The 22,957-nt window shown below is 57.7% G+C and carries 22 protein-coding genes and 1 pseudogene; 11 read left to right on the top strand and 12 right to left on the bottom strand.

What is annotated here, in order from left to right; translation table 11 throughout:
- Positions 1–72 precede the first annotated feature (72 nt).
- From U1707_RS17225 to U1707_RS17215, 3 genes are all read right to left on the bottom strand, one after another.
- Complete coding sequence (locus U1707_RS17225; RefSeq protein ID WP_332801286.1) at positions 73–1,272, bottom strand: replication initiator protein A; 1,200 nt, start codon at positions 1,270–1,272, stop codon at positions 73–75.
- A 103-nt stretch (positions 1,273–1,375) separates the two neighbouring features.
- On the bottom strand, positions 1,376–2,416 hold the full coding sequence (locus U1707_RS17220; protein WP_332801285.1) for a ParB/RepB/Spo0J family partition protein: 1,041 nt from the start codon (positions 2,414–2,416) through the stop codon (positions 1,376–1,378).
- Positions 2,417–2,478: 62 nt separating this feature from the next.
- Positions 2,479–3,675, bottom strand: coding sequence for an AAA family ATPase (locus U1707_RS17215; RefSeq protein ID WP_332801284.1), 1,197 nt, complete (start codon positions 3,673–3,675; stop codon positions 2,479–2,481).
- Between the two features lie 648 nt (positions 3,676–4,323).
- On the opposite strand from U1707_RS17215, the gene U1707_RS17210 reads away from it, so the two are divergent.
- Positions 4,324–4,908, top strand: coding sequence for a recombinase family protein (locus U1707_RS17210; protein WP_332801283.1), 585 nt, complete (start codon positions 4,324–4,326; stop codon positions 4,906–4,908).
- A 183-nt stretch (positions 4,909–5,091) separates the two neighbouring features.
- Here U1707_RS17210 and U1707_RS17205 read toward each other — a convergent pair whose 3' ends face one another.
- Entirely contained in the window at positions 5,092–5,598 is a 507-nt protein-coding gene (locus tag U1707_RS17205; protein WP_332801282.1) for a Ros/MucR family transcriptional regulator, read from the bottom strand.
- Positions 5,599–5,969: 371 nt separating this feature from the next.
- On the opposite strand from U1707_RS17205, the gene U1707_RS17200 reads away from it, so the two are divergent.
- Positions 5,970–6,320: a response regulator gene (locus U1707_RS17200; protein ID WP_332801281.1), complete on the top strand. Its 351-nt coding sequence runs from the start codon at positions 5,970–5,972 to the stop codon at positions 6,318–6,320.
- Positions 6,321–6,330: 10 nt separating this feature from the next.
- Here U1707_RS17200 and U1707_RS17195 read toward each other — a convergent pair whose 3' ends face one another.
- Positions 6,331–7,056 (bottom strand): Crp/Fnr family transcriptional regulator, encoded by a 726-nt coding sequence (locus U1707_RS17195; protein WP_332801280.1) that lies wholly within the window; start codon positions 7,054–7,056, stop codon positions 6,331–6,333.
- Between the two features lie 176 nt (positions 7,057–7,232).
- On the opposite strand from U1707_RS17195, the gene U1707_RS17190 reads away from it, so the two are divergent.
- From U1707_RS17190 to U1707_RS17175, 4 genes are all read left to right on the top strand, one after another.
- Positions 7,233–7,514, top strand: a complete 282-nt coding sequence (locus tag U1707_RS17190; RefSeq protein WP_332801279.1) for a hypothetical protein — start codon at positions 7,233–7,235, stop codon at positions 7,512–7,514.
- A 414-nt stretch (positions 7,515–7,928) separates the two neighbouring features.
- Entirely contained in the window at positions 7,929–8,489 is a 561-nt protein-coding gene (locus U1707_RS17185; RefSeq protein WP_332801278.1) for a sigma-70 family RNA polymerase sigma factor, read from the top strand.
- A complete protein-coding gene (locus U1707_RS17180; protein ID WP_332801277.1) occupies positions 8,486–9,520 on the top strand; it encodes a sensor histidine kinase in 1,035 nt (344 codons plus the stop codon). The genes U1707_RS17185 and U1707_RS17180 overlap by 4 nt, the downstream gene beginning before the upstream one ends.
- A 112-nt stretch (positions 9,521–9,632) precedes the next feature.
- Entirely contained in the window at positions 9,633–10,376 is a 744-nt protein-coding gene (locus tag U1707_RS17175) for a Crp/Fnr family transcriptional regulator (RefSeq protein WP_332801276.1), read from the top strand.
- Positions 10,377–10,676: 300 nt separating this feature from the next.
- Here U1707_RS17175 and map read toward each other — a convergent pair whose 3' ends face one another.
- Positions 10,677–11,456 carry a type I methionyl aminopeptidase gene (gene map, locus U1707_RS17170; RefSeq protein WP_332801275.1) on the bottom strand — a complete coding sequence of 260 codons (780 nt, stop codon included), beginning with the start codon at positions 11,454–11,456 and terminating at the stop codon, positions 10,677–10,679.
- A 1-nt stretch (position 11,457) separates the two neighbouring features.
- Positions 11,458–11,664 carry a ParD-like family protein gene (locus tag U1707_RS17165; protein ID WP_332801274.1) on the bottom strand — a complete coding sequence of 69 codons (207 nt, stop codon included), beginning with the start codon at positions 11,662–11,664 and terminating at the stop codon, positions 11,458–11,460.
- A gap of 286 nt (positions 11,665–11,950) precedes the next feature.
- Here U1707_RS17165 and U1707_RS17160 point away from each other — a divergent pair, with 286 nt between their 5' ends.
- Positions 11,951–12,850, top strand: a complete 900-nt coding sequence (locus tag U1707_RS17160) for a DUF3829 domain-containing protein (protein WP_332801273.1) — start codon at positions 11,951–11,953, stop codon at positions 12,848–12,850.
- 198 nt (positions 12,851–13,048) lie between these two features.
- Positions 13,049–13,501, top strand: coding sequence for a HEAT repeat domain-containing protein (locus tag U1707_RS17155; protein WP_332801272.1), 453 nt, complete (start codon positions 13,049–13,051; stop codon positions 13,499–13,501).
- Positions 13,502–13,526: 25 nt separating this feature from the next.
- Here U1707_RS17155 and U1707_RS17150 read toward each other — a convergent pair.
- Positions 13,527–13,909 (bottom strand): annotated as a pseudogene (locus U1707_RS17150) (integrase core domain-containing protein); the annotation flags it as partial.
- On the opposite strand from U1707_RS17150, the gene U1707_RS17145 reads away from it, so the two are divergent.
- On the top strand, positions 13,817–14,722 hold the full coding sequence (locus tag U1707_RS17145) for an IS110 family RNA-guided transposase (protein ID WP_332801271.1): 906 nt from the start codon (positions 13,817–13,819) through the stop codon (positions 14,720–14,722). The pseudogene U1707_RS17150 and the gene U1707_RS17145 overlap by 93 nt on opposite strands.
- A 482-nt stretch (positions 14,723–15,204) precedes the next feature.
- Here U1707_RS17145 and U1707_RS17140 read toward each other — a convergent pair whose 3' ends face one another.
- The gene (locus tag U1707_RS17140; RefSeq protein WP_332801270.1) at positions 15,205–15,414 is read right to left on the bottom strand and encodes a hypothetical protein; all 210 of its coding nucleotides are present in this window, start codon (positions 15,412–15,414) and stop codon (positions 15,205–15,207) included.
- A gap of 495 nt (positions 15,415–15,909) precedes the next feature.
- On the opposite strand from U1707_RS17140, the gene U1707_RS17135 reads away from it, so the two are divergent.
- Together U1707_RS17135 and U1707_RS17130 are read left to right on the top strand one after the other, a co-directional pair.
- Entirely contained in the window at positions 15,910–20,046 is a 4,137-nt protein-coding gene (locus U1707_RS17135; RefSeq protein ID WP_332801269.1) for an RHS repeat domain-containing protein, read from the top strand.
- Positions 20,047–20,060: 14 nt separating this feature from the next.
- Complete coding sequence (locus U1707_RS17130) at positions 20,061–20,276, top strand: hypothetical protein (protein WP_332801268.1); 216 nt, start codon at positions 20,061–20,063, stop codon at positions 20,274–20,276.
- Positions 20,277–20,512: 236 nt separating this feature from the next.
- On the opposite strand, the gene U1707_RS17125 is transcribed toward U1707_RS17130, so the two are convergent.
- The 3 genes from U1707_RS17125 to U1707_RS17115 are packed head-to-tail and all read right to left on the bottom strand — an operon-like array spanning position 20,513 to position 22,573.
- A complete protein-coding gene (locus tag U1707_RS17125) occupies positions 20,513–20,887 on the bottom strand; it encodes a TrbC/VirB2 family protein (RefSeq protein ID WP_332801363.1) in 375 nt (124 codons plus the stop codon).
- 19 nt (positions 20,888–20,906) lie between these two features.
- On the bottom strand, positions 20,907–21,896 hold the full coding sequence (gene virB11, locus U1707_RS17120) for a P-type DNA transfer ATPase VirB11 (protein ID WP_332801267.1): 990 nt from the start codon (positions 21,894–21,896) through the stop codon (positions 20,907–20,909).
- Positions 21,896–22,573, bottom strand: coding sequence for a TrbI/VirB10 family protein (locus tag U1707_RS17115; protein ID WP_332801266.1), 678 nt, complete (start codon positions 22,571–22,573; stop codon positions 21,896–21,898). Before U1707_RS17115 ends, virB11 begins: the two co-directional genes overlap by 1 nt.
- Positions 22,574–22,957 lie beyond the last annotated feature (384 nt).

The raw sequence follows: 22,957 nt of genomic DNA, 5'->3' as shown, positions 1-22,957 counted from the left end.
CTGAGCGGTTTTGACGTACGCGCGGTTCCCCTGCCCTCCCAAGCCAGAGGCGGTTCTTAGGACGAAGAATTGCTAACGCCCAAGTTCGTGGCGGTGTTTTTCATGAAAGCGCCGGACGAAGCCGATGAACGCCGCCTGATAACTCACCGGTGTGCGCGCGCTGTCCGCCCCAACCCACGTACGAAATTCATCGTGCAACGTCTGGTAATCCCATCCCGGGCACTCCGCTCGCAGCGTTGCCATCGTTGCATCTGTGATTTCGCCAGCGGTGGCGCGGGTCGCGAGACTGGTGCGCGATCGTCGCAGCAGAGCTGTTACGTCCATCGTCTCATTCGCGTGGTCGCCTGTGGCAGAGAGATTGGTTGACCCTGGCCTTGATGCAGCCTTAGCGCCCCCTGCCCCGTGCGCCGCCACGGTCTTTACAGGACGCTCGACGTCGCTGCGGCGTTGCATCCGCAGTGATGGCTCACGCTTGCCAGCCGGCGTTTCCAACGCGAGTGCATAGCCCGGCAGTTCGTTACGTTCGACGATCTTGGCGATCTCGAACTTGAAGCGGCGATATTGCCCTTCGGCGCCCGACTTCTCGAACAGCGTCGGCATGGCAATGGCGAAGCCGACCTCGCCTGCCCCGCCAGCATGCTTGCGCGCAACGCGGTAGAGCCAGCGCTCACGCCCGCCGGTTAGGTCGAAATAGGCACGGTCGATCGACAGCACCCCGCCCTGCATCATCACACCTTCCCAGAACCAGTTCGACACCTCAATTGTCATCCCGCGCGACCGCTCTGTCTTTTCGTCGACCAGCTGGGTCCAGCCGTCGAGCCAACTGAACGTCGCCTCTCGGCGGTTCTCGGCGCGGATGTTGGTCTTAATCGTGGTCGACACCAGACGGTCGAGCGCCTGGCCGAGCAGCTCATACGCGCGTCCCGTCGTGGGTCGCCCGATCGCGCGGAGCATGTCGTAAGGCATAAGGTGGAGCTTGCGCGGAACGTCGTTGACTCCGCGCCGGGCCATGTCCGCGAGCACGCTCGCGCAATAGATTAATATGTCCGCGTCCCAGATCGTCGCCATCCCGTAATCAGGGTTGCCCGATACGTGCACCCATAGCTTGCCGTCGGGGCTGTGATAATCAATCGGCTTGACCCGCTTCGACTTGGCAAGGCTGAAAAACGGACGTTCCATCATCTCGCGCTGGTCGCGCAGCGGCAGGTCGGCGAGATAGGGTAGGAACAGGTCGAACTGCTCGGACACCCTCTGACGATCGGCGCGGGTCATGCCGTCATGCCCTGAGTGTTTCCCTGAGGAAACACCGTCGGCTTGGTGGCGGCAACCGTCCGCGTTGATATGGAACGCAGCGTGTTTCCCCGGGGAAACACGCTCATCGCTGAAGTCCGCGGCCTTCGGCCTCTAGATGCACGAGCGCCTGCCGCAGCGCGTCAACCAGCTCATCGTTCCCTGCGCCCGACCCGGCATGGAGCCGTATCGTCACGCCCTGCCGGTTGCTCGATTGGATGCTGAGCCCGGGGCGGCCATGCGGTGTGGTCCATATGAAAGGGGGGACGGCATCGGCAAGATCGCTTGGCGCATCAAGCAACCGCCGCAGCACGTCGGCGGCAGGGTAGGGGGCCGCACCCCGATCGAGCCGCGCGGCCTGTTCACGCGCGAGATCTCGGGCAACACCTTGGATAGCCTTTGCAGCCACCTTGTCGTCGAGTGCTTGTGCTAATGTATAAGCAGGCTTGAGTTGCACGTCGGCGGGGGAGGCGAACGCGGCGATCACCGCGTCGGGGATCCGTGCGACCTTGACCATCTTCGACAGCCAACCCTTTGACACCTTGAGCCGCTCCGCCATCCGCGTCAGGTGGTTGCCGTAATGCGCCTTCAGCGCCTCGGCATAATTGCGGGCGCGCTCGAGATCTGACACATCTTTCCGCGCGCGGTTCTCGAGATCGGCGAGCCGGAAAGCCGCTTCGTCGTCAAGGTTGGCAACCTGCGCTACGAACTGCATTTCAGGATAGGAATGTGCGCGTAGCCAGCTGATCGACCAGTGGCGTCGCGTGCCTGCGATCACCTCGAAGTCATGTGCAGGATCGCCGTTGACCCGGCGTATCACCGCAGGAACCTTCTGTCCGCCTTCGGCGATGATGGAATCGATCAGCTCGCGGCAGCCTTCTTCCGTCAGATGCTGGTAGCTGCGCGCATTACCAGGCCAGATTCGCACGCGCGCGGGGTCAAGCAGAAGCTGAGTCACCTGTCGCACTTCCCCGCTGGTTACGCGCGCTAGCGCAGTCTCGCGGTTTAGCAGCGTTGTCCCACGCGTCCGCTCGGGCGCCAACGGGACAGGGGGAGCGCCGGTTTCGGTTTCGGCTGGTTCGTCGGCAAGCAAAGCCGCGAGATAATCGGATTGCTTACGCGCCATGCGGCACCTCCCGCATTAGATAAATTAGGCACATTGCCGTGCAGGACAGCGCCAATTCTGACTCACGCGACATGAAGTAGATCCTCCTCGCGTGCGGGCTCGACCCGGCCCCAACCTTGGCGGACGAGTTGCTCGATTTGCCCCATGGCCTCGTCAAGATTGGCCCGGCAGCGCTTGTGCGTCTTGGGCGTGCCAATCGGGCGTTCAAGTTCGTAGATCGTCATCATGCGCATGGCGGCGTGGCTGATCTCGGCGGATTCCAGGATCGGCACCGGGAGTAAGGCCGGACCGAAGCTCTGTTCCATAATCGTGCGGACCATTGCATGGCTGGGATCATTGCTGTCAAACTTCGAACATATAAGCCGGAGGAAACTGTATTCGACCTGGATTCCGGCATGCGCGAGCTGCTGTAGCACTTGGTTCATCATCGACAAGAATTGGACCGTCGAGCAAAAATCGGGCGTCGTCGCGGCGAGCGGGACGAGCAGCGCATTTGCCGCCTGCATCACCGCGAGGCTGATCGTCCCCAGCGCAGGCGGGGGATCGAGAAGCACCACATCGTAATTGCGCGCGAGGTCGGCCAGCCCCTGTTTGAGTTTGCGGAAGCGCGCGGCGAGCACCGACTGCCCGTCCGATCCCGCCGCGGCGAGTTCATATTCGACGTCGAACAGTTCAAGGTTCGATGGGATAAGATCGACGTTGGGCCACGGCGTTGATTTGACCGCATACAGCAGATCGGCCTGGGTCGGGTCGATCGACAGATAGGGGTAGAGCGTCTCTTCTCGTGTAATATTAAAATGGGGGTTAAACCCGAACAGTGTTGTCGTCGTCGCCTGGCTATCGCAATCGACCACCAACACCCGGTACCCTTGCACTGCGAAATAATGCGCGAGGTGGCAGGTGACCGTCGACTTACCCACACCACCCTTGAAATTCTGCACTGCGATGATCGCGGGGATATCAAGCGGTGCGCGGGCAGGAGAGGCTCCCAGCACTCCGCGCATCTGGAGCAGCTCCTCGACTGAATAGCCAAGCCTCCGCCCATTTTCACCTGCCGGGGCAGGGGGGAGGCGTCCGTCGTCCTCAGCCATGCGGATCCGATTGGTCGAACAGCCGAGCAGTTGCGCGGCCTCGGCAATCCCAAAACGTACGTTGAGGCCCTTGCGACTTTCGGGCAAGAATGCCTTGCGCCGTAGACGTTCGATCATCCGCTCGCCCGCATCTGCGAGTTCGCCGATATGATTGACGATGACATTCATAAACCGGTCCGATCGCTCGTTTGAAGCATTCAAACGGAATCATACGCATATGGAATTCAAAACGTAAGAGTGGACGCAAAAAAGGTCCATATGGAGCCATGCTTGAAATTAGGGCGCTATGCTGCGATCTTGCAGGCGCTATCTGCGCAAGATTCGTCATTAGCGAATGCCTGATCCCGGCATCTTGCAACACGCGGACGACCAGTCGGACTCGGCATCGTCGACTGCGGTGATCATGTCGCATCAACTTCTATCGAACGGTGATGCTTATCCGGGGGCAGCGACTTACATTTGTCGCGCTACCAAGCGATCGATGCGGTTGATGTCGGGCGACTGTTGCTCATGCTTGAGGCGTTCGACGACACTCTCGCACCAGGACACATCATCCACGCCCCGTCGTCTCAGCTCCCTTCAAAGACCTGACGCCTTCTCGACGTGGTGACCAGCAGCCTACGAAGGGCGCTAAGTTTTTTGCTTTGATGTAAGCCGTCGTACGAAACTGCGACGTTAAGTCGATGTTCTCAAAAACGATCGTTTCTGATGCGCCATCATGTGAGAACCTGTAGCAGTCGCTGCCGACGTCTCAAAACACTTTCGCGTTTCGGCAGTGCCATGTTAGGCATCAGACATGGGTTTTGAGAATGCTTTATGCTGATTGGCTATGCACGGGTGTCCACCCCAGAACAGGATCTTACTCCACAGCTCGAAGCGCTGCGGAGTACGGGTTGCGAGCGAATCTTCTCGGATAAGGCCAGCGGAGCAAAAGCCGACCGTGCCGGGTTGGCCGACGCGCTCTCCCATGCACGCACCGGCGACATCCTCGTTGTGTGGAAGCTCGACCGGCTCGGGCGCACGATGAAAGGGCTGATCGACCTCTCGACCGATCTGGCGGCAAGGGGGATAGGGCTAAAGTCGATTACCGACGGTATCGACACCGAAGGCACGGCGGGCAAGCTCGTTTTCCAAATTATGGCGGCGATGGCCGAGATGGAGCGTGACTTGGTACGCGAGCGCACGACGGCTGCGTTGATCGTCGCACGGCGTGAGGGCAGGGTAGGTGGCCGCAAGACAGTAATGACGCCCAAGCGCCTCGAGGCCGCGCGAAAACTTCTGGTCTCTGGAATGACTGCCCGCGAGATTGCCCCGACCATCGGCGTCTCGATCGCGACGCTGTACCGCCATTTGCCCGCGCCAGAACAAGAGGCAATTCATGCGGAAGAGAATGTCGCTTAGCAGCGGGGGGCTGAAGCCTGCCGCACGCACCATGAATAGTCTAGATAACTTGACGATATCGGGGGTAACGCAGACGCTTCCTTGATCATCACGTAGATGCGCGCGAATCCAAATTTATACTAACGAACTTATTCCATTAGTCACAGGCTGGCTCCCCGTTTCCCAGGAAGCCAGCTCCGTGGATTATTCCGCTGCGGCTTCCTCGGCCTTGCGCTTGCGCGGAGCAGGAGCGGGCTTGGTGTCTGCCTTAGCTGCATTCGTCTGGCCAGGCTTGCGACCCAGGCCAATGCTCTTAGCCATCGTGCGACGTGCTTCTGAATAGGTAGGAGCGACCATGGGATAGTCAGCCTTCAGGCCATAACGCTCGCGATACTCCACTGGCGTCATGCCGTTAGTGGCGAGGTGACGACGCAGCGTCTTGTACGGCTTGCCATCGATCATGCTGATGATGTGATCGGGGCTGGCAAGCGACTTACGGGCCGTTACTGCCGGGGTGTACTCTTGAGCAGGTGCTTCGGGCTCAGCAGCCGTCGCGTTTCCGCCGACCAGCACCGAAACAGTTTCGTACATTTTGTTCAGGAAGGCCGGAACGTCGTCAGCATTGGTACGCGTGTTGGGATTGGCTAACCAAGCGATTGTCAATTCCGTGGCGAGTTCAACGGGGTTCAGGTCGAGGGTAGTGTCAGACATAGAAGGGCTCCATTTCTGGAGGCGTCACTAGGTATTTGATTGGTCTCTGGCAATCTAAGAATGCGCGAGACTATCTATTTGTATTAGCTACATAAAACGGGCCCATAAATATGCTCCCATGAGTGCCATTTGAGACATTGGCCAAATTCACTTTTCGATGGCGCCGACGCCAGCGACCGTTTGAACCTTGGCCGGTGTATTGCGTACCCCTGACGACGACTGATCTCATCCGCAGATGGTTACCGCCCTACTCGTATCTGTCGCTCAGCCTGGGCGCCCAATAAGACAGACGTTCTGCATTATTCGTGTAGGAATGATCCGATTTCATTGCAGGATGGTTGTAACAGTCGTTTTCTGGATTTGTAACGCCTATGTGCCACGTGCTGATTATCGAAGACGAGTGGCTAATCGCAGACTACGTCGAGCACCTGGCCCGTGAAGCGGGCGCGACCACAGTTGATATTGTAGACTGCGAGACTGATGCCGTACGCTCTGCAGACGGCAGGTGCCCGGAAATCATTCTGTCCGACGTCAATTTGCGTTTTGGCACCGGTCCCATCGCGGTTTGCACGATCCAGGAGAGATGGGGTCCAATCCCTGTTATCTTTATCACGGCCACACCCGCCGACTGCGTTCCACGCCACGCGCAATCGGTCGTGCTAACCAAGCCACTCAATGCAAACGCATTTGCTGAAGCTTTCAACAGGCTCGTTCCTTCCTGACCGGACAGAGTCAGCCTTGAGTGGCCCTCAGCCGACGATGAAGATACCCCTCGTCGAAACCTGCAATCCTGATCATCAAATTGGGATCGATGATATCCAGGCTTCCACGTCGCAGCGCCATAGCGCCAGCTAGACGCAGTTCCTTGAGTACCCGGTTGATGTGAACGTTGGTCATACCCAACGCGTCGGCCAGCAGGATCTGTGACATCGGCAGGGAAAGGGTGGCTTCGTTGGTGAGGCCGATATTGCGTGCCCGCAGGTAGAGTTCGCACATCAGATGCGCGACACGTTCGGTACTGGTCCGCCGCCCCATACTGGTAATCCAGGCGCGCATCGTGCCCTCGTCGACAAGCTGCGATATATACATGGCCTTCGCGATGCCGTGCCGACGGTCCATGAGCGTGTCCATATCGGTCCGCTCTATGGTGGCCACGCGGGCGGGCGTGATGGTCTGGATGCTGTGATCCATCTCCCCAAGCAGCCCGATATGTAAGTCGCATGCGTCGCCCGGCATGAGAAACGCCAGAACCTGACGCGTACCGCTCGGCAACACCTTGTACCGGCAGGCCCACCCTTCGAGCATGACGAACACGGGTCCCGGACGATCACCTTCCCGGATCAGATCCTGCTTGGCCGCGAAGCGTCGTGATCGCGCTGTTGCGAGGACAAGCTCAGCGACATCCTCCTCGTCCAACGTGGCAAAACCACATAACTTGTCAGTGAAGCGGTTTGCCATTCACCCTCCTCACACGAATGAGTAGGTTATTATATTGTCAGGTGTTGTAGACGAAAGTTAATCTCAATGGAGTTTGAGCCGGTAGGGTTCTGATAGGCCTACTGCATCGTCAGCACAAAAATAGGCCCTGACGACTGTGAGCTTTGCAACGCTCTCGCCTAATGCGGAGCACTGCCATGACCTTTTTGATCAACGACAACGAAGGGCTGCACCCCGCGGCACGGTTCGACGAGCCCGATGCACATGGGCAGGCGGCGATGCTACTTGTGGAAAGTCTGATCCACACGCTGGTCGCCCGGTCCGTCATCAGCCTGGAAGATGCGATCGAGGTCACCACCGTAGCATTTGACGTCAAAAAAGAGATTGCCGTAGATCTCGGCGATACAAACGATACGATGGATAAATCTGCCGCGCTGCTCTCAAGAGTCCTTCAGAGCCTGAGCAACGATTTAATCTAGGTAATTGACTTCATTAACTTGTTAAGCATCTGATATGCCGCATCATTATTCTGATTTTAATAGGGTTTTTTAGGAGAGCGCCCTAATCTTTGTTAACCTATGGTAACAATATTATTGTCGGCGCTACTACGAACAGATCTCGGGAGATAGCTCGCATAAGCGAACCTACATGCCCTGTGAGACGGTGATAATGGAGGAAGCGATGCGCATCGTATTGAAGCCGCAGGCACCCCTAGCACCATTTATGGCGGGTCCCCGATACCGAACTTTAGAAGAAACGGAACGGGGGATTGGCACATGATATTTATCCCATCGGCTCCAGGTGCTCCGCCTGCGACATCACCCACGTCAGATAAGCCGATATTCAATCCACAACGGCGTTCAGGGGAGGTCACGGACTACCACCGTGCGCGCTTGGCCGATGCACTCGTTCGTACCGGTGATGGAGATCGCGATGCGTTCCGTGAGGTTTATACTCTCAGCTCCGCCAAACTGTTCGGTATCTGCTTCATGATTTGCGGCAACCGACATGCGGCAGAAGACGTCCTGCAGGATGTCTACCTGAAGGTGTGGCGGTATGCCGGAGCCTGGGACCCCGCCGTTGGGTCCGCAATTGCTTGGCTCGCTGCCATTGCCAGGAACAGATCAATCGACTGGTACAGAAGCCACGCGGCCCGCCCGACCGACCCGCTCGACGACGCACCTGATGTGCCCGATGCGGCGCCATGTGCCGAAACCAGGCTGCTATCGACGGAAATGTCTGAAGGGCTGTTGGCGCGTCTGGCGATGCTCGATCCCCGCACCCGCGCCGCTATCGCCGGAGCGTTCTTTCAGGGCTTCAGCTATGCTGAGCTGGCGAAGCGCGATGATGTGCCGCTGGGAACGATGAAAAGTGTGATCCGCCGGGGATTGGCGCGACTAAAAAATCAGTTCGATCTTTTCGAACCCGCACCGGCAGGGAGGATGCGTCTGTGACCGCTTCTGCTCAACTCTCACCCGACGCGGCAAACAGCCTGTCAAAGGCGCTGGTCCTGTCGTCGCAAGCGCCTGTACTCCTGCTCGATGAAGCCCTGACGATACAGGATGCCAGCCGCTCATTTTGCAATGCCTTCCAGCTCGACCTGGCGAAATTGGCAGGTGTAAAGCTAGCTCAGGTCGGACAGGGCGAATGGGACAGCCGTCAGTTGAACGCGCTGCTCAAAGCTACCGTCGACGGCAGAGTCACGATCGACGGATACGAGATGGATCTCGTTCGCCAAGGCCAGGCACCGTGCTGCCTGGTTCTGAATGCCCAGAAGCTAGACTACGCCGATACAGACCACATCCGTGTCGTCCTGACGGTTACAGACATCACCGCGTCCCGGCTGGCGGCCAAGGTGAAGGACGATCTCGTAAGGGACAAGGAAGTGCTGCTGCAGGAGCTGCAGCACCGCGTGGCCAATAGCCTTCAGATTATTGCAAGCGTCCTCATGCAGAGCGCAAAAAGGGTACAGTCGGAAGAGACCCGCTTGCATCTGCACAGCGCCCATCACCGTGTGATGTCAATCGCCACGCTGCAAAGGCAGCTGTCCACATCGAGGGTCGGGGAAGTCGAGCTGCGGCCATATCTCCATGACCTCTGCCAAAGCATCGGCGCATCGATGATTCCCGATCTTGACAAGCTCTCGCTGACCGCCACGGTAGATGATAGTCGTACCGATCCGGATACATCGGTCAGCTTGGGACTGATCGTAACCGAGCTGGTCATCAATGCCCTAAAGCACGCGTTTCCCGGTGAACATGACGGCGGCAAGATCGCCGTGGACTACCGTGCCCAAGGCACAGCGTGGAGCATGACGGTAAGCGACAATGGCGTTGGAATGCCGGCAAGCACGGGTTCGGGAAAGCCGGGACTCGGAACCGGAATTGTCGATGCCTTGTCAAAGCAGCTGGATGCCAGCGTCAAGGTAACCTCGACATCGGCTGGGACGCGGGTTTCAATCACACACGCCGTCATAAACAATTGATAATGTCTCAGATTAAGCTGGCGTGGTATGCTCGCTCATTGTCAGGCGAACTAATGGGCTCTGACGGCTGGAAGATACGTGCGCTTCCGCCCTGTGCTGGCGGGAATTCATGATGCACGATTTAGAAGAAGGCCCGCTCGCGGGCATGGCCGATAAGCTGGCAACTCAGGCGATCCTATCGGACGAGGATCGCGCCGCACTGCTCAAACTGCCCCATGCCTCACGCTCCTTTGAACCGGGAAGCTATCTCGTCCGCGAAGGCGACGTTACCAATACATGTGCCGTACTCGTCAGCGGCTTTGCCTACCGGCACAAAACAAGCAGTAACGGCGGTCGTCAGATTGTCGGCATCCTGTTTCCCGGCGACCTCCTGGATCTGCAACAGCTTCATATTAATGTCGCTGACCACAATATTCAAACGTTGACGCGGTGCGAAGTGACGAAAGTACCGCAGTCGGCCCTACGCGCGATTATCCGCGACCGCCCTTCGATCAGCGACGCTATCGTTACCAGTGTCCTGATCGAAGGATCAATCATGCGAGAATGGTTGTTGAATATTGGTCGACGGGATGCACGGACCCGCGTGGCGCATTTCTTATGCGAGTTCGTTGTGCGCCTGAACCGCCAAGATTTGGTATTGAAACATACCCATCACCTGCCCATGACGCAGGAGCAACTGGGCGATGCGCTCGGGCTGACGGCTGTTCATATCAACAGGACCTTGAAGGTCCTAGAAACGGAAGGTTTCATCACGAGGGATAAGCAGCAGGGATTTGCTTTCCCAAAATGGAAGAATTTATGCACCACGTCCGACTTTAATAGCCGTTATCTCCATGGCATTATGGAAATAATATGAGCAACAATGATATTGTTTTTAGTCAACCACTAAATCAATTAAAGGTGGTTTATATGACTGGTATAATTTGCAAGATCGCGGGAACGCTTAATACCACTTTCGGAAAGATCAAGCAAAACGCTGACGGACAATCCTAAGATAAGGAGGGAACCAAACAAGAAGCACTAGCATCTTCACCCGCCTAGTAGCATCGCAATCACCATTCCCATTTCCCGATCGAATTTCAAGAATGTCTGGGTTGGGACGGAAAGCGGTCCGGCGCTTTCGGTACTACAGGCAGCGAAAGCAGACGTTCCGGTGTTAAGCCACGCGCGCCGACATCGACTTCTCGTCATGCCGAAGCGTCAGAACCTCCACGCCATCGCTTGTAACCGCGACCGTATGCTCGAATTGGGCCGACAGTTTTCGGTCGTTGGTAACGACCGTCCACCCGTCATCCTGTGTAGAGACCTTCCGGGTGCCTTGGTTGACCATGGGTTCGATTGTGAACACCATTCCTTCGCGTAGCCGCGCACCCGTTCCCGGACGCCCGAAGTTCATGACTTGCGGCTCCTCGTGCATCTCGCGACCGATGCCATGCCCGCAGAATTCCCGCACGACCGAGTAGCCATGCTTTTTGGCATGACGCTCGATTGCAAAGCCAATGTCGCCAATATGGGCGCCGGGTCGAACCTGGCCGATGCCCTTCCACATTGCTTCCTGAGCAACGCGTACCAGCCGCTTCGCAGCTGGCGGTGCCTCGCCAACCAGATACGTCTTGCTCGAATCCGCGATGAAGCCATTCTTCTCGAGCGTGATGTCGAGATTGATGATGTCGCCGTCGCGAACGATCTCGTCTCCCTTCGGTACGCCATGGCAAACGACATAATTGATCGAGCAGTTCAAGACGAACTCGAAGCCGTACTGCCCTTTGCTGGCCGGGCGTGCCGCGAGTTCCACGGTGATGAAGTGCTCGACCAGATCGTTGATCTGTAGCGTCGACATTCCGTCTAGGTCCTGCTCGTCGAGCATCTCGAAGACCGAGGCAAGCAGCTTGCCGGAGACGCGCATGAGCGCGAGTTCGTCAGAGGTCTTGACCATGTCAGGCAGCTTCGGCTTCGACGAGGCGAACAGGACCGTTCGCCAACTGTGCTTTGACGATCTCGTTGAACGACAGGGTCGGGTTCGTTTCGGCAAGCATACCGATCTTCAGCCAGAACTCTGCCTGAGCATTGATGGAGCGGCACATAACAGTGCTGGCCTTGCGAGCATCCTCGTGCAGCCTATCGTCAATTTTCACAATGCCCATGTCCGCCCCCTGCATCAAACACTATACGAAGCATGTATAGATCGTAAGCTCTGTCGTCAATCTGACGGGATGAACGGACGACTGCTTTCGGGAGTGGTAATTGCCCAACAGGACGTTCGGGTGTGGGCGTTCTTGTCCGATCCGGCTTTCTCGAAAAAGATCCGATTTTGGGAATGTCCGCGTGCCCTTGTCATGCTTGAACAAGCATATCGGATAGCATCGCAAGAATATTGCGCCATGCTCAATCCGGTGGCAGGCGGACTGCCGAAACCATCAGGGAGATACCATGACGTCGGCCAAAATAAATATTGCGTTGATCGTCGCTGCTGCGTTGAGTTTGAGCGCGTGCGACAAAGCACCTTTTAGCGGCAATGCCAGTAGCGGTGGATTGTCCGAAGCCGGCGACGCCGGTGGGCAGCTCGAGGGATATATCGAGGCACATAACCGGCTTATCGGATCGTTCGGTTACTATGAGAGGTCGGGGCTTTATCGCAAGGCCGACGTCGCCCATGCATCGACCGAAGGCCAGTTTCTCGTCTCAGACGGCTGGATCTCGAAAGGCATCGACGCGCTGAAAGAAGCCCGCGCAAAATCCGGTGCCGCGGCTGATCTGAACGCCGCGGCGGATGCGCTGATCGTGTCGCTGACTAAAGTTGATACGCACCTTGCCGATCTTGCAACCTACTACGACAGCAAAAAGTTTCTTGAGGACAACCTTGCCCGTGGCAAGCGCGAGGACCCTCAGATGCTGGCCGAACTCACCGTCGCGGACAAGGACATGGACACCTTCAACCGCTTGCTAGAACGCGACATCGCCAAACGGGATCAGGTCGTTCTGGAAAAGCTGAAGAGCGAGGGTGACCTGCTTGCCTACAACAGCAAGCTGGCACTGATGCATTCCAACGCGTTAATCTCGATGTTTAACACTGCCGATGACCTGCGTAGTTCCGCAATCTTCGCCCGCGCAGACGCCGAAGTGGCGGTTATCGAAAAAGCCATCGACGATGCGCATCAGCAAGCCGCTAAGGTTGGAAAGAAGGACCCGTCCGAGTTGGACGCGCTGAAGACCATGATCGGCTACTACCGGTCACTTAAAAAGAAGCACGAAGCGTCTGATGCTGAAGGCATGATGCGGAACTACAACACCGCTGTCGATGCCGCTAACAGACCCATGCCGTCGAGCTGATTCACGGGATACAGGACGGTCGATCGGGGCCGTCTTGTAACGGATTAGTAGCCCAAGCGAGACTCCCGCAAGGCCAGGGCGGTCGAGACTACCGGCACTATTCTTGATGAGGATCGATATTTGGGAAAGCCGGGATCGGTTAAAACGCCCACTTGCGGACATTTGCGGCGACGGCATAGTGCCGCAATGGACGAACCATTGACCACATTGATAGATCGGCTGGACAGCAAAAGTTGCTCTCAGCAGGAGGACGCTTGGATTGCGATCCGTTCTCGTGGCGTAGTGCTCATACCCGAGTTCAAAAGCGCATATGCTCGATTTAAGAAGTCGGAAGGGAGGGCTGCTCTTGTATTTTATGCAACTTCATTCGCTCGCGTAAGTGAAGATGCTTTTGATTTGGGGAGGTTCGCGCTCAAAGATCCATCTAAATTGGTTCGGGATAGGGCTTGCGGACTGCTTGCATACTCGTTGCGGGCGGATGCTGTTGGGCCTCTGACCGAAACGGTAAACGACCCGGCTTTATCAGTTCGTCAATCGGCCGAGGCCGCGTTGCTCGCTATCAGGACAAAAAATCACCATCTGTTTGTCGACCCGACCCGCAGCGGGAAAATTTTTTGGGTGGTGAACCCACAGGACAAGTTGCAGGCTTAGCGAGACTTTGACCTGCTCCCCGTTTTCAGGCCGCTGATAACTTAGCTTCGGTGTCCATATGCCCCTGGCGGGGGCGGTTCGTAAACTCGGCGGGAGCCATCCCGCCAAGACTGCTGTGCGGACGCACGGTGTTGTAGTCCGTCCGCCATGCCTCGATGATCCGTCTCGCCGCAGCCAGCGAGGGGAACAGGTGTTCGTTCAGACACTCGTCGCGCAAGCGACCATTGAACGATTCCACAAAGCCATTCTGCTGCGGCTTCCCCGGGGCGATGTAGTGCCACCGACCCCCGCGTCCTGACACCAGGCGAGGACGGCATGACTGGTCAGCTCGGTGCCGTTGTCGCTGACCACCATACACGGCAGCCCACGACGCTCGGCGATGGCGCTCAGCTCTCGAACAACCCGCCGATCTGTCTGGACGCGCGCCATGCCAAAGCGGGGCTGAGCGTCCAGGTGAACAAGACCGATGAGAATGACGCGCTCGGGTTGGCCCAGCTCGTACGGACAGGCTGGTATCGAGAGGTGAAGGTGAAATCGCTCGACAGTCATCTGGTGCGCGGCGTCCTCGGAGCTCGAGCGCAACTCGTCAGCACGCGGATTCATCTAACGACGACGATCCGCGGCTTGCTCAAGAACGTTGGGGTATTTGTCGCGGTCGGGCACCGGCAGACATTCGCTAGCGCTACCGAGGAAGCGATCCGTGCACAAACCGGGCTCGCAGCGATGGTCGCGCCCCTGGTCGCCGCCTGGCGCGCCATCACCGAACAGATCCGCGCATATGATGCGCTGTTGCGGCGCCGAGCGGCACACGACGACACGACGAGGCGCCTGATGACCGTTCCCGGCGTAGGGCCAATCGTTGCGCTTGCCTTCGCATCGATGGTGGATGAACCGGGACGCTTTGCCAAATCCAAGAGCGTCGGCGCCTATCTCGGCCTTACACCCAGGCGCTACCAATCGGGAGAAAAGGACGTAACCGGCTCGATCTCGCGCACGGGTGACACCCTCGTGCGTTCCTACCTGTTCGAGGCGGCTAACGTGCTCATGACGCGCGTCAAACGCTGGACCGGGCTTAAGGCTTGGGGCGTCAAGCTCGCGCGGCGGATCGGTATGAACCGCGCTCGTGCCGCGGTGGCCCGAAAAATGGGCGTGATGATGCACAAGATGCTTATCACCAACACCGATTTCCGGTGGGGCAAGGAGGAAGCCGTAGCTGGCTGAGCCTTCTCCCCACGACCAGTTCCGCCAGCGGCGGAAAGATGTCCCTGCCGGGACGAAGCTCGTGGTGATCCCGTGGCCTCTGTTGGGGCAAGACCCCGAAATACACCTTGGGACCTACGACGTCTGAAAGCATGATGAGGCGGCCTTCATGGTCGACCTCGAAGAGAACCGTGACACCGGCAGGAATGTTGAACCGCTCAGGTGCGACCGTCGACAATCCCACTTGCCCGCAATTAGAGAACAGGGGCCTTAGCGGGTTTGATCGACGATGATTGATCAAGATCTCATCCGCGGATTGGTCACCGCTCTTCCCGTATCCGTCGCAGGACATAAGCGGCGTCAGGGTCGCGCAAGCGACGCAACTTGTTCGTCGTTTTGCTCATCATGGATCCACCTTCTCAGGAGTTGTTGCTTCCGACAAATCCGGGGCGGTTCAGAATGATAGTTAGCCGTATTCTGGATGATCCCGTCCTACCAGCTCTTCAGCAATTGCTGATCACTGTGACGGTTGCCGCGCCGCGGTTGATGTTGCCGTCACCGGCGGCAATGGCGATGGTCGCGGTGGCAGTCGCGCTGTAGCAAGCACTGCCGGCGCCCGGAATATTGATGTACTGATATTCATCGGAAGGCGCGAAAGTCAATTGGCCGGTTCGACCAAGCCCGTCATCGTAGTTTAGCGTGACGGTACCCAAGCACGTTCCGATCCGTTGCACAGGGACGCCAAAGCTGAATTCGCTGTTTCCGCTGGCATCTTGGATGCTGAACCCGCAACTGCCTCCAGGTGAAGCCTGCCCCCTCGTCGAGACTAGGCGTGTCCGGTTAGATGCATTGTCATGGGTGATATCGACTGTCGCACCAGACGATGGACCGCCTGCTCGGACCACTCGATTTAAATGTCCAAGCTGATCATAGGCATAAGTCACCGTTTCGGAAGCGGCTACCGGTGAAATACCACCGACAATCAGCATTAAGGTAAGAACAGTGACCCCCCGCATGGCATAATCCCCAATATTTTTGATTGATTTGAGAATTGCATCTTATTGTGACAATTTTATTGCTTGGATGCCAAAATAGCGTGATGGGCGCCGCAGTGTAATATCCATGACACATATTTCTACAATCATGCTCATTAACGGGGGTAGGTCTCGCTTCGGCGCGATAATTTCGATCACATTACGGGGGGCATTATGAAGACGCGGCTGCTTTTTCTGCTTGGTGCATCGATTCTTCCGGCTATCGTGTTGATGCCGGTAGCGGCAGTAGCCCAAACGGCAGACAACCAACCCATTCCGCCGGAGCGATACCAGCGCGATGCGCGCGGCGTCGATCTTGTCACCGGAAAATTCTACTTCTCATCATCCGAACTGGACATTGGGGACACCGCCGGTGGGTTCGGCCTATCTTACTCTCGCGTCCAGCGCGATCGCGGATATGACGACAATTATCAGACCGGAATTGTTTCTCAGGGCGGGTATATCATCGTCTCGCTTGGCAGCACCAGCGACAAATTCAGTCCAGAACTGGGTAACAGCGTCAACGGAACCGGCGCGGTTCTGTCGTCGAACGCCGAAGGCTATATTTACACGACGAGTGACGGCGTCGTGTATCAATTCAGTGCGTCGGTACGATCGGAACTCAACCGGATCGCCTCGCAGCGTGTCGTTAGCATCTCCTACTCCAATGGCCGGAAGGTTGAGATTGCCTACGAGACCGGCCTGATAGGCACACTTCAGGTTAGCCGCCCCTCGACGGTATCGAGCAACGATGGGTATCGCCTGCTATTCGCCTATCGCGGCGGTGGAGAACAAGACGGTCTCGACGAAGGAACCGTGGGCAGATGGATGACGCTTGCGGGCGTGATCGCATCCAATACCGCCGAGCAGAACTGCACTATCCAGACCTGCTTCCTTGACCATCCGACGTGGAACAGAGCGCGCTACTCAGTTAGTGGAGGTACCGAAACGCGCACCGATGCCGAGGGGCGCTTAACTGACATTATCTACGACGCCGCGAGCCGTATCGTCGCTATCAAGCCTGCCGGCTATCCTGCGAATTTCATCACTTTGGCGTATGACGGGGCCAATCGGGTCACGAGCTACACAAAGGGCGGCGCCACTTGGCAATATGCCTATACTGGCACGGCCAGCGAGCAAACCACGGTCATAACCGCGCCGTCCGGCCTTCAGACAGTAGTGACATCCTTACCCGATCGCCAGTTGCTAACCAGTGTGCGAACCGGAACCGGCGGTACGACACGCTATGAATATGATGCGAACAACCGGCTGAGTGCTGTGATCAGCCCGGAAGGCAACCGAACGAACTATACGCGTGATGCCCGTGACAACGTCACCGGCACAGTCGTCGTCGCAAAATCAGGTGGTGAGCAGATCTCGACATCTGCGACTTTCCCGGCATCGTGCACATCGGGACCCTGCGATACCCCCCTGACCACGACGGATGTGCGCGGACAGACCGTCAATTACGAGTATGGCCCACACGGGCAAGTCACCAAAATCGTTTATCCGTCAGCGGGCAATGGTGCTCCCAGCCACCAAAAGACATTCGATTACCAGCAGTTCTTTGCATTTGTCCGGGATCCCAGCGGCACGCTGGTCCAGTCGTCGTCGCCGATTTGGAAGCTTACCCGAACAGCGGAGTGCTCGACTGCAACCGAGTGTCCTGGTGCTGCCAGTGAGACTGTGATGGAGATCGCTTACGGTGCAGCGGGACAGCCCAATAATCTTCTACCTACCAGCGTGACAGTACGAGCAGGTGACAATTCGATCACCAGTACACTAACGATCACCTACGATCTATACGGCAATGCCGTCGCGGTTGATGGCCCGCTGGTTGGCAACGCCGACACTGTTACCTCGCGCTATAACCGGATGCGCGAACTGATCGGGCAGATTGGCGCCGCACCTGCTGTTGACGGGTCCGGTGCGCGCCGGGCTCTTCGCATCAACCGCGACGATGCTGGTCGGGTGAATTTGGTCGAATCCGGTACGGTGAATGGCGTGTCTGAGAGCGACTGGAGCAACCTTGCCGTCTCGCAAAGCGTCCAAACAGAGTTTGATGCCACCGGTCGTCGCATTGCAGAAGTAACCCGTGGCGGCGATCTCTACCACATCTCCAATTATGCCTACGATGCCGACGATCGCGTAAGATGCGCTGCACGCAGAAGCGGTCCTGGTTCTGGTGACGCTTGCGTAGTGCTCAATGGCGGTAACAGCCCCGACGACGTGCGCGAAAGCGTTTATGGTGCCGATGGCCGGGTAACCACACAGCGGCGCAACGGCATCGACGTATCAAGCTTTGGCTATACCGGGAACGGCCAGATTGCCAGCGTAGCCGACGGCAAGGGCAATGCGACGACCTACCAATATGACGGGTTTGATCGTCTGCTTCGGACGACCTATTCTGACGAAAGCTACGAATATATAAGCCGTAACGCCGTTGGGGACCCTACAAATATACGCAAGCGCGATGCGTCAACTATTTCATACGAACATGACGCTCTTGGCCAAACGACATCTGTCCTTCTCCCGGGTGGAGGGGCGAACAGCAATCTATCATTTAGCTATGACCTGCTCGGTCGCATCGCGTCAGCGTCCAATGGCAACGGTCAGGCGCCATGGACGAACAGCACGACGCTCTCCTACGACGCATTGGGAAATCTGACGTCCGAGACAAGCAATCTGGGCGGAATCGGTCCGCGCACGACCGCGTATCAGTCCGACGCGGCGGGTAATCGGACGCGCATTACTTGGGCAGACGGCTTCTTCGCGAGTTATGAGTATCGTCCCGACAACGCTCTGCAACGCGTGCGCGAGAATGGGGCGACGGTACTGGCCGAGTTCGGCTATGATGCATTGGGTCACCGCAATGCTCTCTCACGCGGCAACGGCACGTTGACCACCTACAGCTATGATGCCTTGTCGCAATTGACGGGGCTTGTCCATGACTTAGCAGGCGACAGTGCCGACGTCGTATACGCAAACACCTTCGATAAGACCTCCCGAATTACGATTCAGACGCGCTCGAACGATGCCTATGCATGGACCGGTCAGATCGAAGCCGACCGAAGCTACTCGGCCAATCCGCTGAACCAGTATACACAGGTCGGTGCTGGGGCATTGGGGTATGATGGCCGTGGCAATTTGACGTCGGACGGCAATTCCGGAACGACATACAGCTACGACGCCTTCAACCAGCTTACTGGATCGAATCGTGGCGCGCAGCTCGCATACGATGCGCTGGGCCGTTTGTCCTATACGGCAGTCAATGACGGTGGAATTACCCGTTTTGCTTATGCTGGCGATCAATTGATTGCCGAGTATGACGCAAGTGGAAATCTTGTCCAACGCCATGTACCGGCAACTGGCAACGACGATCCGATCGTGAGCTATGGTCCGCAAGGGCGCAGCTATCTCTACGCGGACGAGCGCGGCTCTGTCGTTGCCACGGCCGATGACGCTGGCAACGCGACCCAAATTCTGTCCTACGACGAATATGGTATCCCAGGGAACAGCTACAGCACGCGTTTCCAGTATACCGGGCAGGCCTGGCTGCCAGAACTCGGCATGGCCTACTACAAGGCGCGGATCTACTCGCCGACCCTTGGCCGCTTCATGCACACCGATCCCATCGGCTATGACGGCGGACCCAACCTGTACGCCTATACCGGCAACGATCCTGTCAATAACACCGATCCAACCGGACTGTTAACAGCCCAGGAAATTGTCGTTTACGGGGGAGGTGGAGGCGGAGGCGGTAGCGGAGGCGGCGATATTGTTGTTACAGGCACGCGATATACAGGTGGCTTCGACTTTGGCGGCTCGTGGCAAAATAACTTTTTTCAATCCTACGGCGATCGTCCTGGATTAAACCCTGGCGAGCTAGGAGGGGGCGCTGTAGCTGGGGAAGGAGAGGAAATTACAGTCACTGCGCCGCAGAAGGATATAGTCGTCGTCGGTCGGCGAGTGGCGCAAGGAACCTTGGGCCTTGGGCTGAAGATATTTGGAGGTCCTTTATCAATTCTTCAGCAACTAGTATCGTCTACCAGCACGGCCTGCATCGCAATGGAGGGATGTAGCGACCCAAATATCATGAGCGTGCTAGACAAGAATCGAAATAAGACTGTAGAGGAAGCTCTTCGTGAGCGTAAAGGCTCAATCAAGAACGCGCCGCTTCCTAAGGGCTCGCCGAGCTGGTCTGACATTGGAAAAACAACGCTCGGCGAGATACAGGCTCGGGCACGTGCCGGTGAGCCAGGATACAAGACGATACACAAACTACTTAATGATACTAGGTTCATCCGATGACAATGATATTTAACATGATGGAACGGCTCTCCCGCGCAGGGATACATTACCGCCTTGAGACATACCGAGATGGACTTATTATGATCATTGCCAGTGTCCCGGGTCGTCGATTTGAAATTGAGGTGTCTAAGGAGAACGAGGTTGAGATTGAAACTTTCCTTTCAAACGGCGAGATCAAAGGAGAGGATGCTTTTGATAAAATCATACAAGAATATACAGACACACTATAGTCAAGGATACTTCGTAAACCATCGTTGAGCTCGATGCTTATAGAGCGTTCCAATGCGAGCGTACTAATTCTCAGGCACCGTGGATTGGTTCCAAATAAGTAAAAAAGCGCGCATTGCTTGGTTCGCTGAACGCGAGATTTGAAGCTCCGTGACAATCGCTTCACTCCGTATGCCGATGTGGAGACTGGCAATCACTAAGCATCGTTTGCGCATGTAGTAGTAAAAAAATCTTTAGTCTACCGGACCGGGACGGAGGCTCCGGCATATGGATCGTAGACAGACATGGGAGCCGGGGCTGGCGTTGGAGCGGGGGCAGGAATAGCATTTTGAGGCGGGCCCGGACTCTCCGGCATCGATGTGCCGCCTGCAAATGTTGCAAGCGCATATAAACGCGCTGCGATAACTGGCGCGCCGAAGAGGATGAAGCACCCCATCACCACCGTAGCGCCGCGCCGCAGATCGACCCTTCCCGTCAGCAAAAGAAAACCTAGTCCGGCGACGGCGATGATTGCAATCGCCGTTGCGGTGCTCCCAAAGAGAGCGCCTTCGATCCAGCGCGCAGCGGCAACCAGCGATGAACCTTCCCCCGCATTTGAAGGATAAACTGTCATCATGCGGTCCTCGCCCCTGTCACCGTTGCTGCACCACCTGCGCGACGTAGCGCTGCCCGGCCCGCCGGCCCAGCTGAACGAACAAGCCAATCGTATTGCGGACGTAGTCGCGTACATCCTGCCTGTTCAGCCGTGTCCCACCCTGTAGGATCAGTAGCGCAAGCTGCTCGACCGCTCCTTCGGTGCTGTCAGCATGAATCGTCGTCATTGATCCAGGATGGCCCGTATTCACGGCACGCAGGAACGCATAGGCTTCCGGACCGCGCAACTCACCGAGAATGATACGATCGGGCCGCATACGAAGTGACGCGGAGACGAGGTCGTCCGCGCTAACCTGCGCCTCCCCCAATGCGCCGCGTACTGCCACTAAGCCTACTGTATTAGGGTGGGTAATCTGGAGTTCAGGCGTGTCCTCGATCGTGATAAGACGTTCATGCGCGGGAATTTCGCGGATGAGCGCATTCAGGAATGTGGTCTTGCCCGTCGATGTGCCACCCGAAACCAGAATGTTTCTCCGGGCAAGAACAGCCGCCCGCAAGGCACCGGCGATGTTCGCCTCGGCAAGCAATCCGGCAATTTCTTCATCTTGCGCGGCGTGGCCGGCATCGTCATCGGTCCGGGTCGCTGAGAACGCGCCCGAGCCAAGGTAATCATCAAGCGACAGGTTCGCCGAGACATGCTTTCGAATCGCAAGGGCAAGGTGCGCGCGTGTGGCGGGCGGTGACACGACCTGAACGCGCGCACCATCTGGTAATGCAGCGGACAGTAGGGGGTGTTCACGGCTAATCCCTTGATGCGACCAGGCTGCAACCTGACGCGCGAGACGTTCGAGGACGGCTGCATCAAGCGCGGGCGCGTCATGGCGTTCGATCGTGCCGCCAAGGGTCTCGGCCCAGACCTCTCCCGGCGCATTGACGTAGATGTCCGACACATCGTCGCGCGCAAGCAGCCCGGCGAGAGGCGCCAGATAGCTGCGCAGGTAGCGCCACCCTTCCACCTCGACCGTCATTACGGACCGCTTCGCGAAGTCGTAAAATCGAGATCGCGCGCGACGAACACGCTGACGCTGGTACCGGGTGGTACGGTAAGGGTAGGGCGTATCTCGTTGGGGCGCAGAACACTGCTCGAGATCCCTTGCGTCGAGCCCGGCAGAACCACGACCGTCCCGTTGTTTCCGCGTGATGCGAGGTTGACGCCAATATCGAGCGACGACTGAAGGATCGCTCCGGCAAAATGCTCGAGGAAGTGCGAGTTCACCTTCGCGCGTACGCCCCCGCGTCCAACCGTATCGGCTGCCGGTGAGCCGATATCGATCGTCATGCCGTCGGGACGGATCAGACGCGCCCAGGCGATCATCGCGCGTTTCTGGCCCGGCGCTGTGTCCGCCCCGTATTCGCCAACGAGCCGGCTACCCCGCGGGATGAGTACCTGGCTGCCATCGAACCCCCGAATGTCACGCTGGACAAGGGCCCGCGCATAACCTGGCCGCGTGGAATCAAATCCTGTCTCGAGCACGACAGGAATGAGCGTACCCTGCGGTACCGTCGTGGCACGATTGGCGAGCATCCCGGCGCGGGCGCGTTCAGTCGTTGCGCCGGCCTGGCTGGGCAACCCAAGCGGATTGACGAACTGGCGCGCGCTGCCAGGTTGAGCAGCGCCGTTAGCTGCTTGCGTGGTGTCGACCACCAGGGCTGCCCCCCCTGCGTTACGCGGCGGCGGTGACACCGGAGACGGTGCATTAAAGACCGGAGGGCCATATGTCGGCGTCGGCGCCGGTTGCGGCCGGAAGACCGCAGCCGGAGGCACGGGTATGGGTGCCGGTCGCTGCTGTGGCAATACCTGGGACGCAGGAGCAACCTCGGGAGGTTCAGGCGGGACATACAAGGTTGGTGGAGCAGTCGACGACGGGATGTCGGCAATACGCTCGCTGATCGCCGGCGCGCTGAGCGACTGGCGACGTGCATTGAGCGCCGTGAACAGCAGAACCCCTGCAAGTACCGCGACAACGACAATGACCGCGATCGGCAACCCTGCCGGAGGACGGGTGACGACAGGACGTACGTCGCGTTC

Origin of the sequence: Sphingomonas sandaracina, from assembly GCF_036663695.1 — a bacterium.
Classification (GTDB): domain Bacteria; phylum Pseudomonadota; class Alphaproteobacteria; order Sphingomonadales; family Sphingomonadaceae; genus Sphingomonas.
The sequence above is the reverse complement of the archived record's forward strand: the minus strand, read 5'-3'. Positions and strand labels throughout refer to the sequence as shown.

What these genes read in the sequence shown, in the direction of transcription:
- U1707_RS17165 (WP_332801274.1), bottom strand. Translation starts at nt 11,664, where the DNA reads ATGGGCATTGTGAAAATTGACGATAGGCTGCACGAGGATGCTCGCAAG.
- U1707_RS17125 (WP_332801363.1), bottom strand. Translation starts at nt 20,887, where the DNA reads ATGACAGTTTATCCTTCAAATGCGGGGGAAGGTTCATCGCTGGTTGCC.
- U1707_RS17225 (WP_332801286.1), bottom strand. Translation starts at nt 1,272, where the DNA reads ATGACCCGCGCCGATCGTCAGAGGGTGTCCGAGCAGTTCGACCTGTTC.
- map (WP_332801275.1), bottom strand. Translation starts at nt 11,456, where the DNA reads ATGGTCAAGACCTCTGACGAACTCGCGCTCATGCGCGTCTCCGGCAAG.
- virB11 (WP_332801267.1), bottom strand. Translation starts at nt 21,896, where the DNA reads ATGACGGTCGAGGTGGAAGGGTGGCGCTACCTGCGCAGCTATCTGGCG.
- U1707_RS17205 (WP_332801282.1), bottom strand. Translation starts at nt 5,598, where the DNA reads ATGTCTGACACTACCCTCGACCTGAACCCCGTTGAACTCGCCACGGAA.
- U1707_RS17145 (WP_332801271.1), top strand. Translation starts at nt 13,817, where the DNA reads ATGACTGGTCAGCTCGGTGCCGTTGTCGCTGACCACCATACACGGCAG.
- U1707_RS17135 (WP_332801269.1), top strand. Translation starts at nt 15,910, where the DNA reads ATGAAGACGCGGCTGCTTTTTCTGCTTGGTGCATCGATTCTTCCGGCT.
- U1707_RS17130 (WP_332801268.1), top strand. Translation starts at nt 20,061, where the DNA reads ATGATGGAACGGCTCTCCCGCGCAGGGATACATTACCGCCTTGAGACA.
- U1707_RS17220 (WP_332801285.1), bottom strand. Translation starts at nt 2,416, where the DNA reads ATGGCGCGTAAGCAATCCGATTATCTCGCGGCTTTGCTTGCCGACGAA.
- U1707_RS17200 (WP_332801281.1), top strand. Translation starts at nt 5,970, where the DNA reads ATGTGCCACGTGCTGATTATCGAAGACGAGTGGCTAATCGCAGACTAC.
- U1707_RS17160 (WP_332801273.1), top strand. Translation starts at nt 11,951, where the DNA reads ATGACGTCGGCCAAAATAAATATTGCGTTGATCGTCGCTGCTGCGTTG.
- U1707_RS17215 (WP_332801284.1), bottom strand. Translation starts at nt 3,675, where the DNA reads ATGAATGTCATCGTCAATCATATCGGCGAACTCGCAGATGCGGGCGAG.
- U1707_RS17190 (WP_332801279.1), top strand. Translation starts at nt 7,233, where the DNA reads ATGACCTTTTTGATCAACGACAACGAAGGGCTGCACCCCGCGGCACGG.
- U1707_RS17210 (WP_332801283.1), top strand. Translation starts at nt 4,324, where the DNA reads ATGCTGATTGGCTATGCACGGGTGTCCACCCCAGAACAGGATCTTACT.
- U1707_RS17175 (WP_332801276.1), top strand. Translation starts at nt 9,633, where the DNA reads ATGCACGATTTAGAAGAAGGCCCGCTCGCGGGCATGGCCGATAAGCTG.
- U1707_RS17195 (WP_332801280.1), bottom strand. Translation starts at nt 7,056, where the DNA reads ATGGCAAACCGCTTCACTGACAAGTTATGTGGTTTTGCCACGTTGGAC.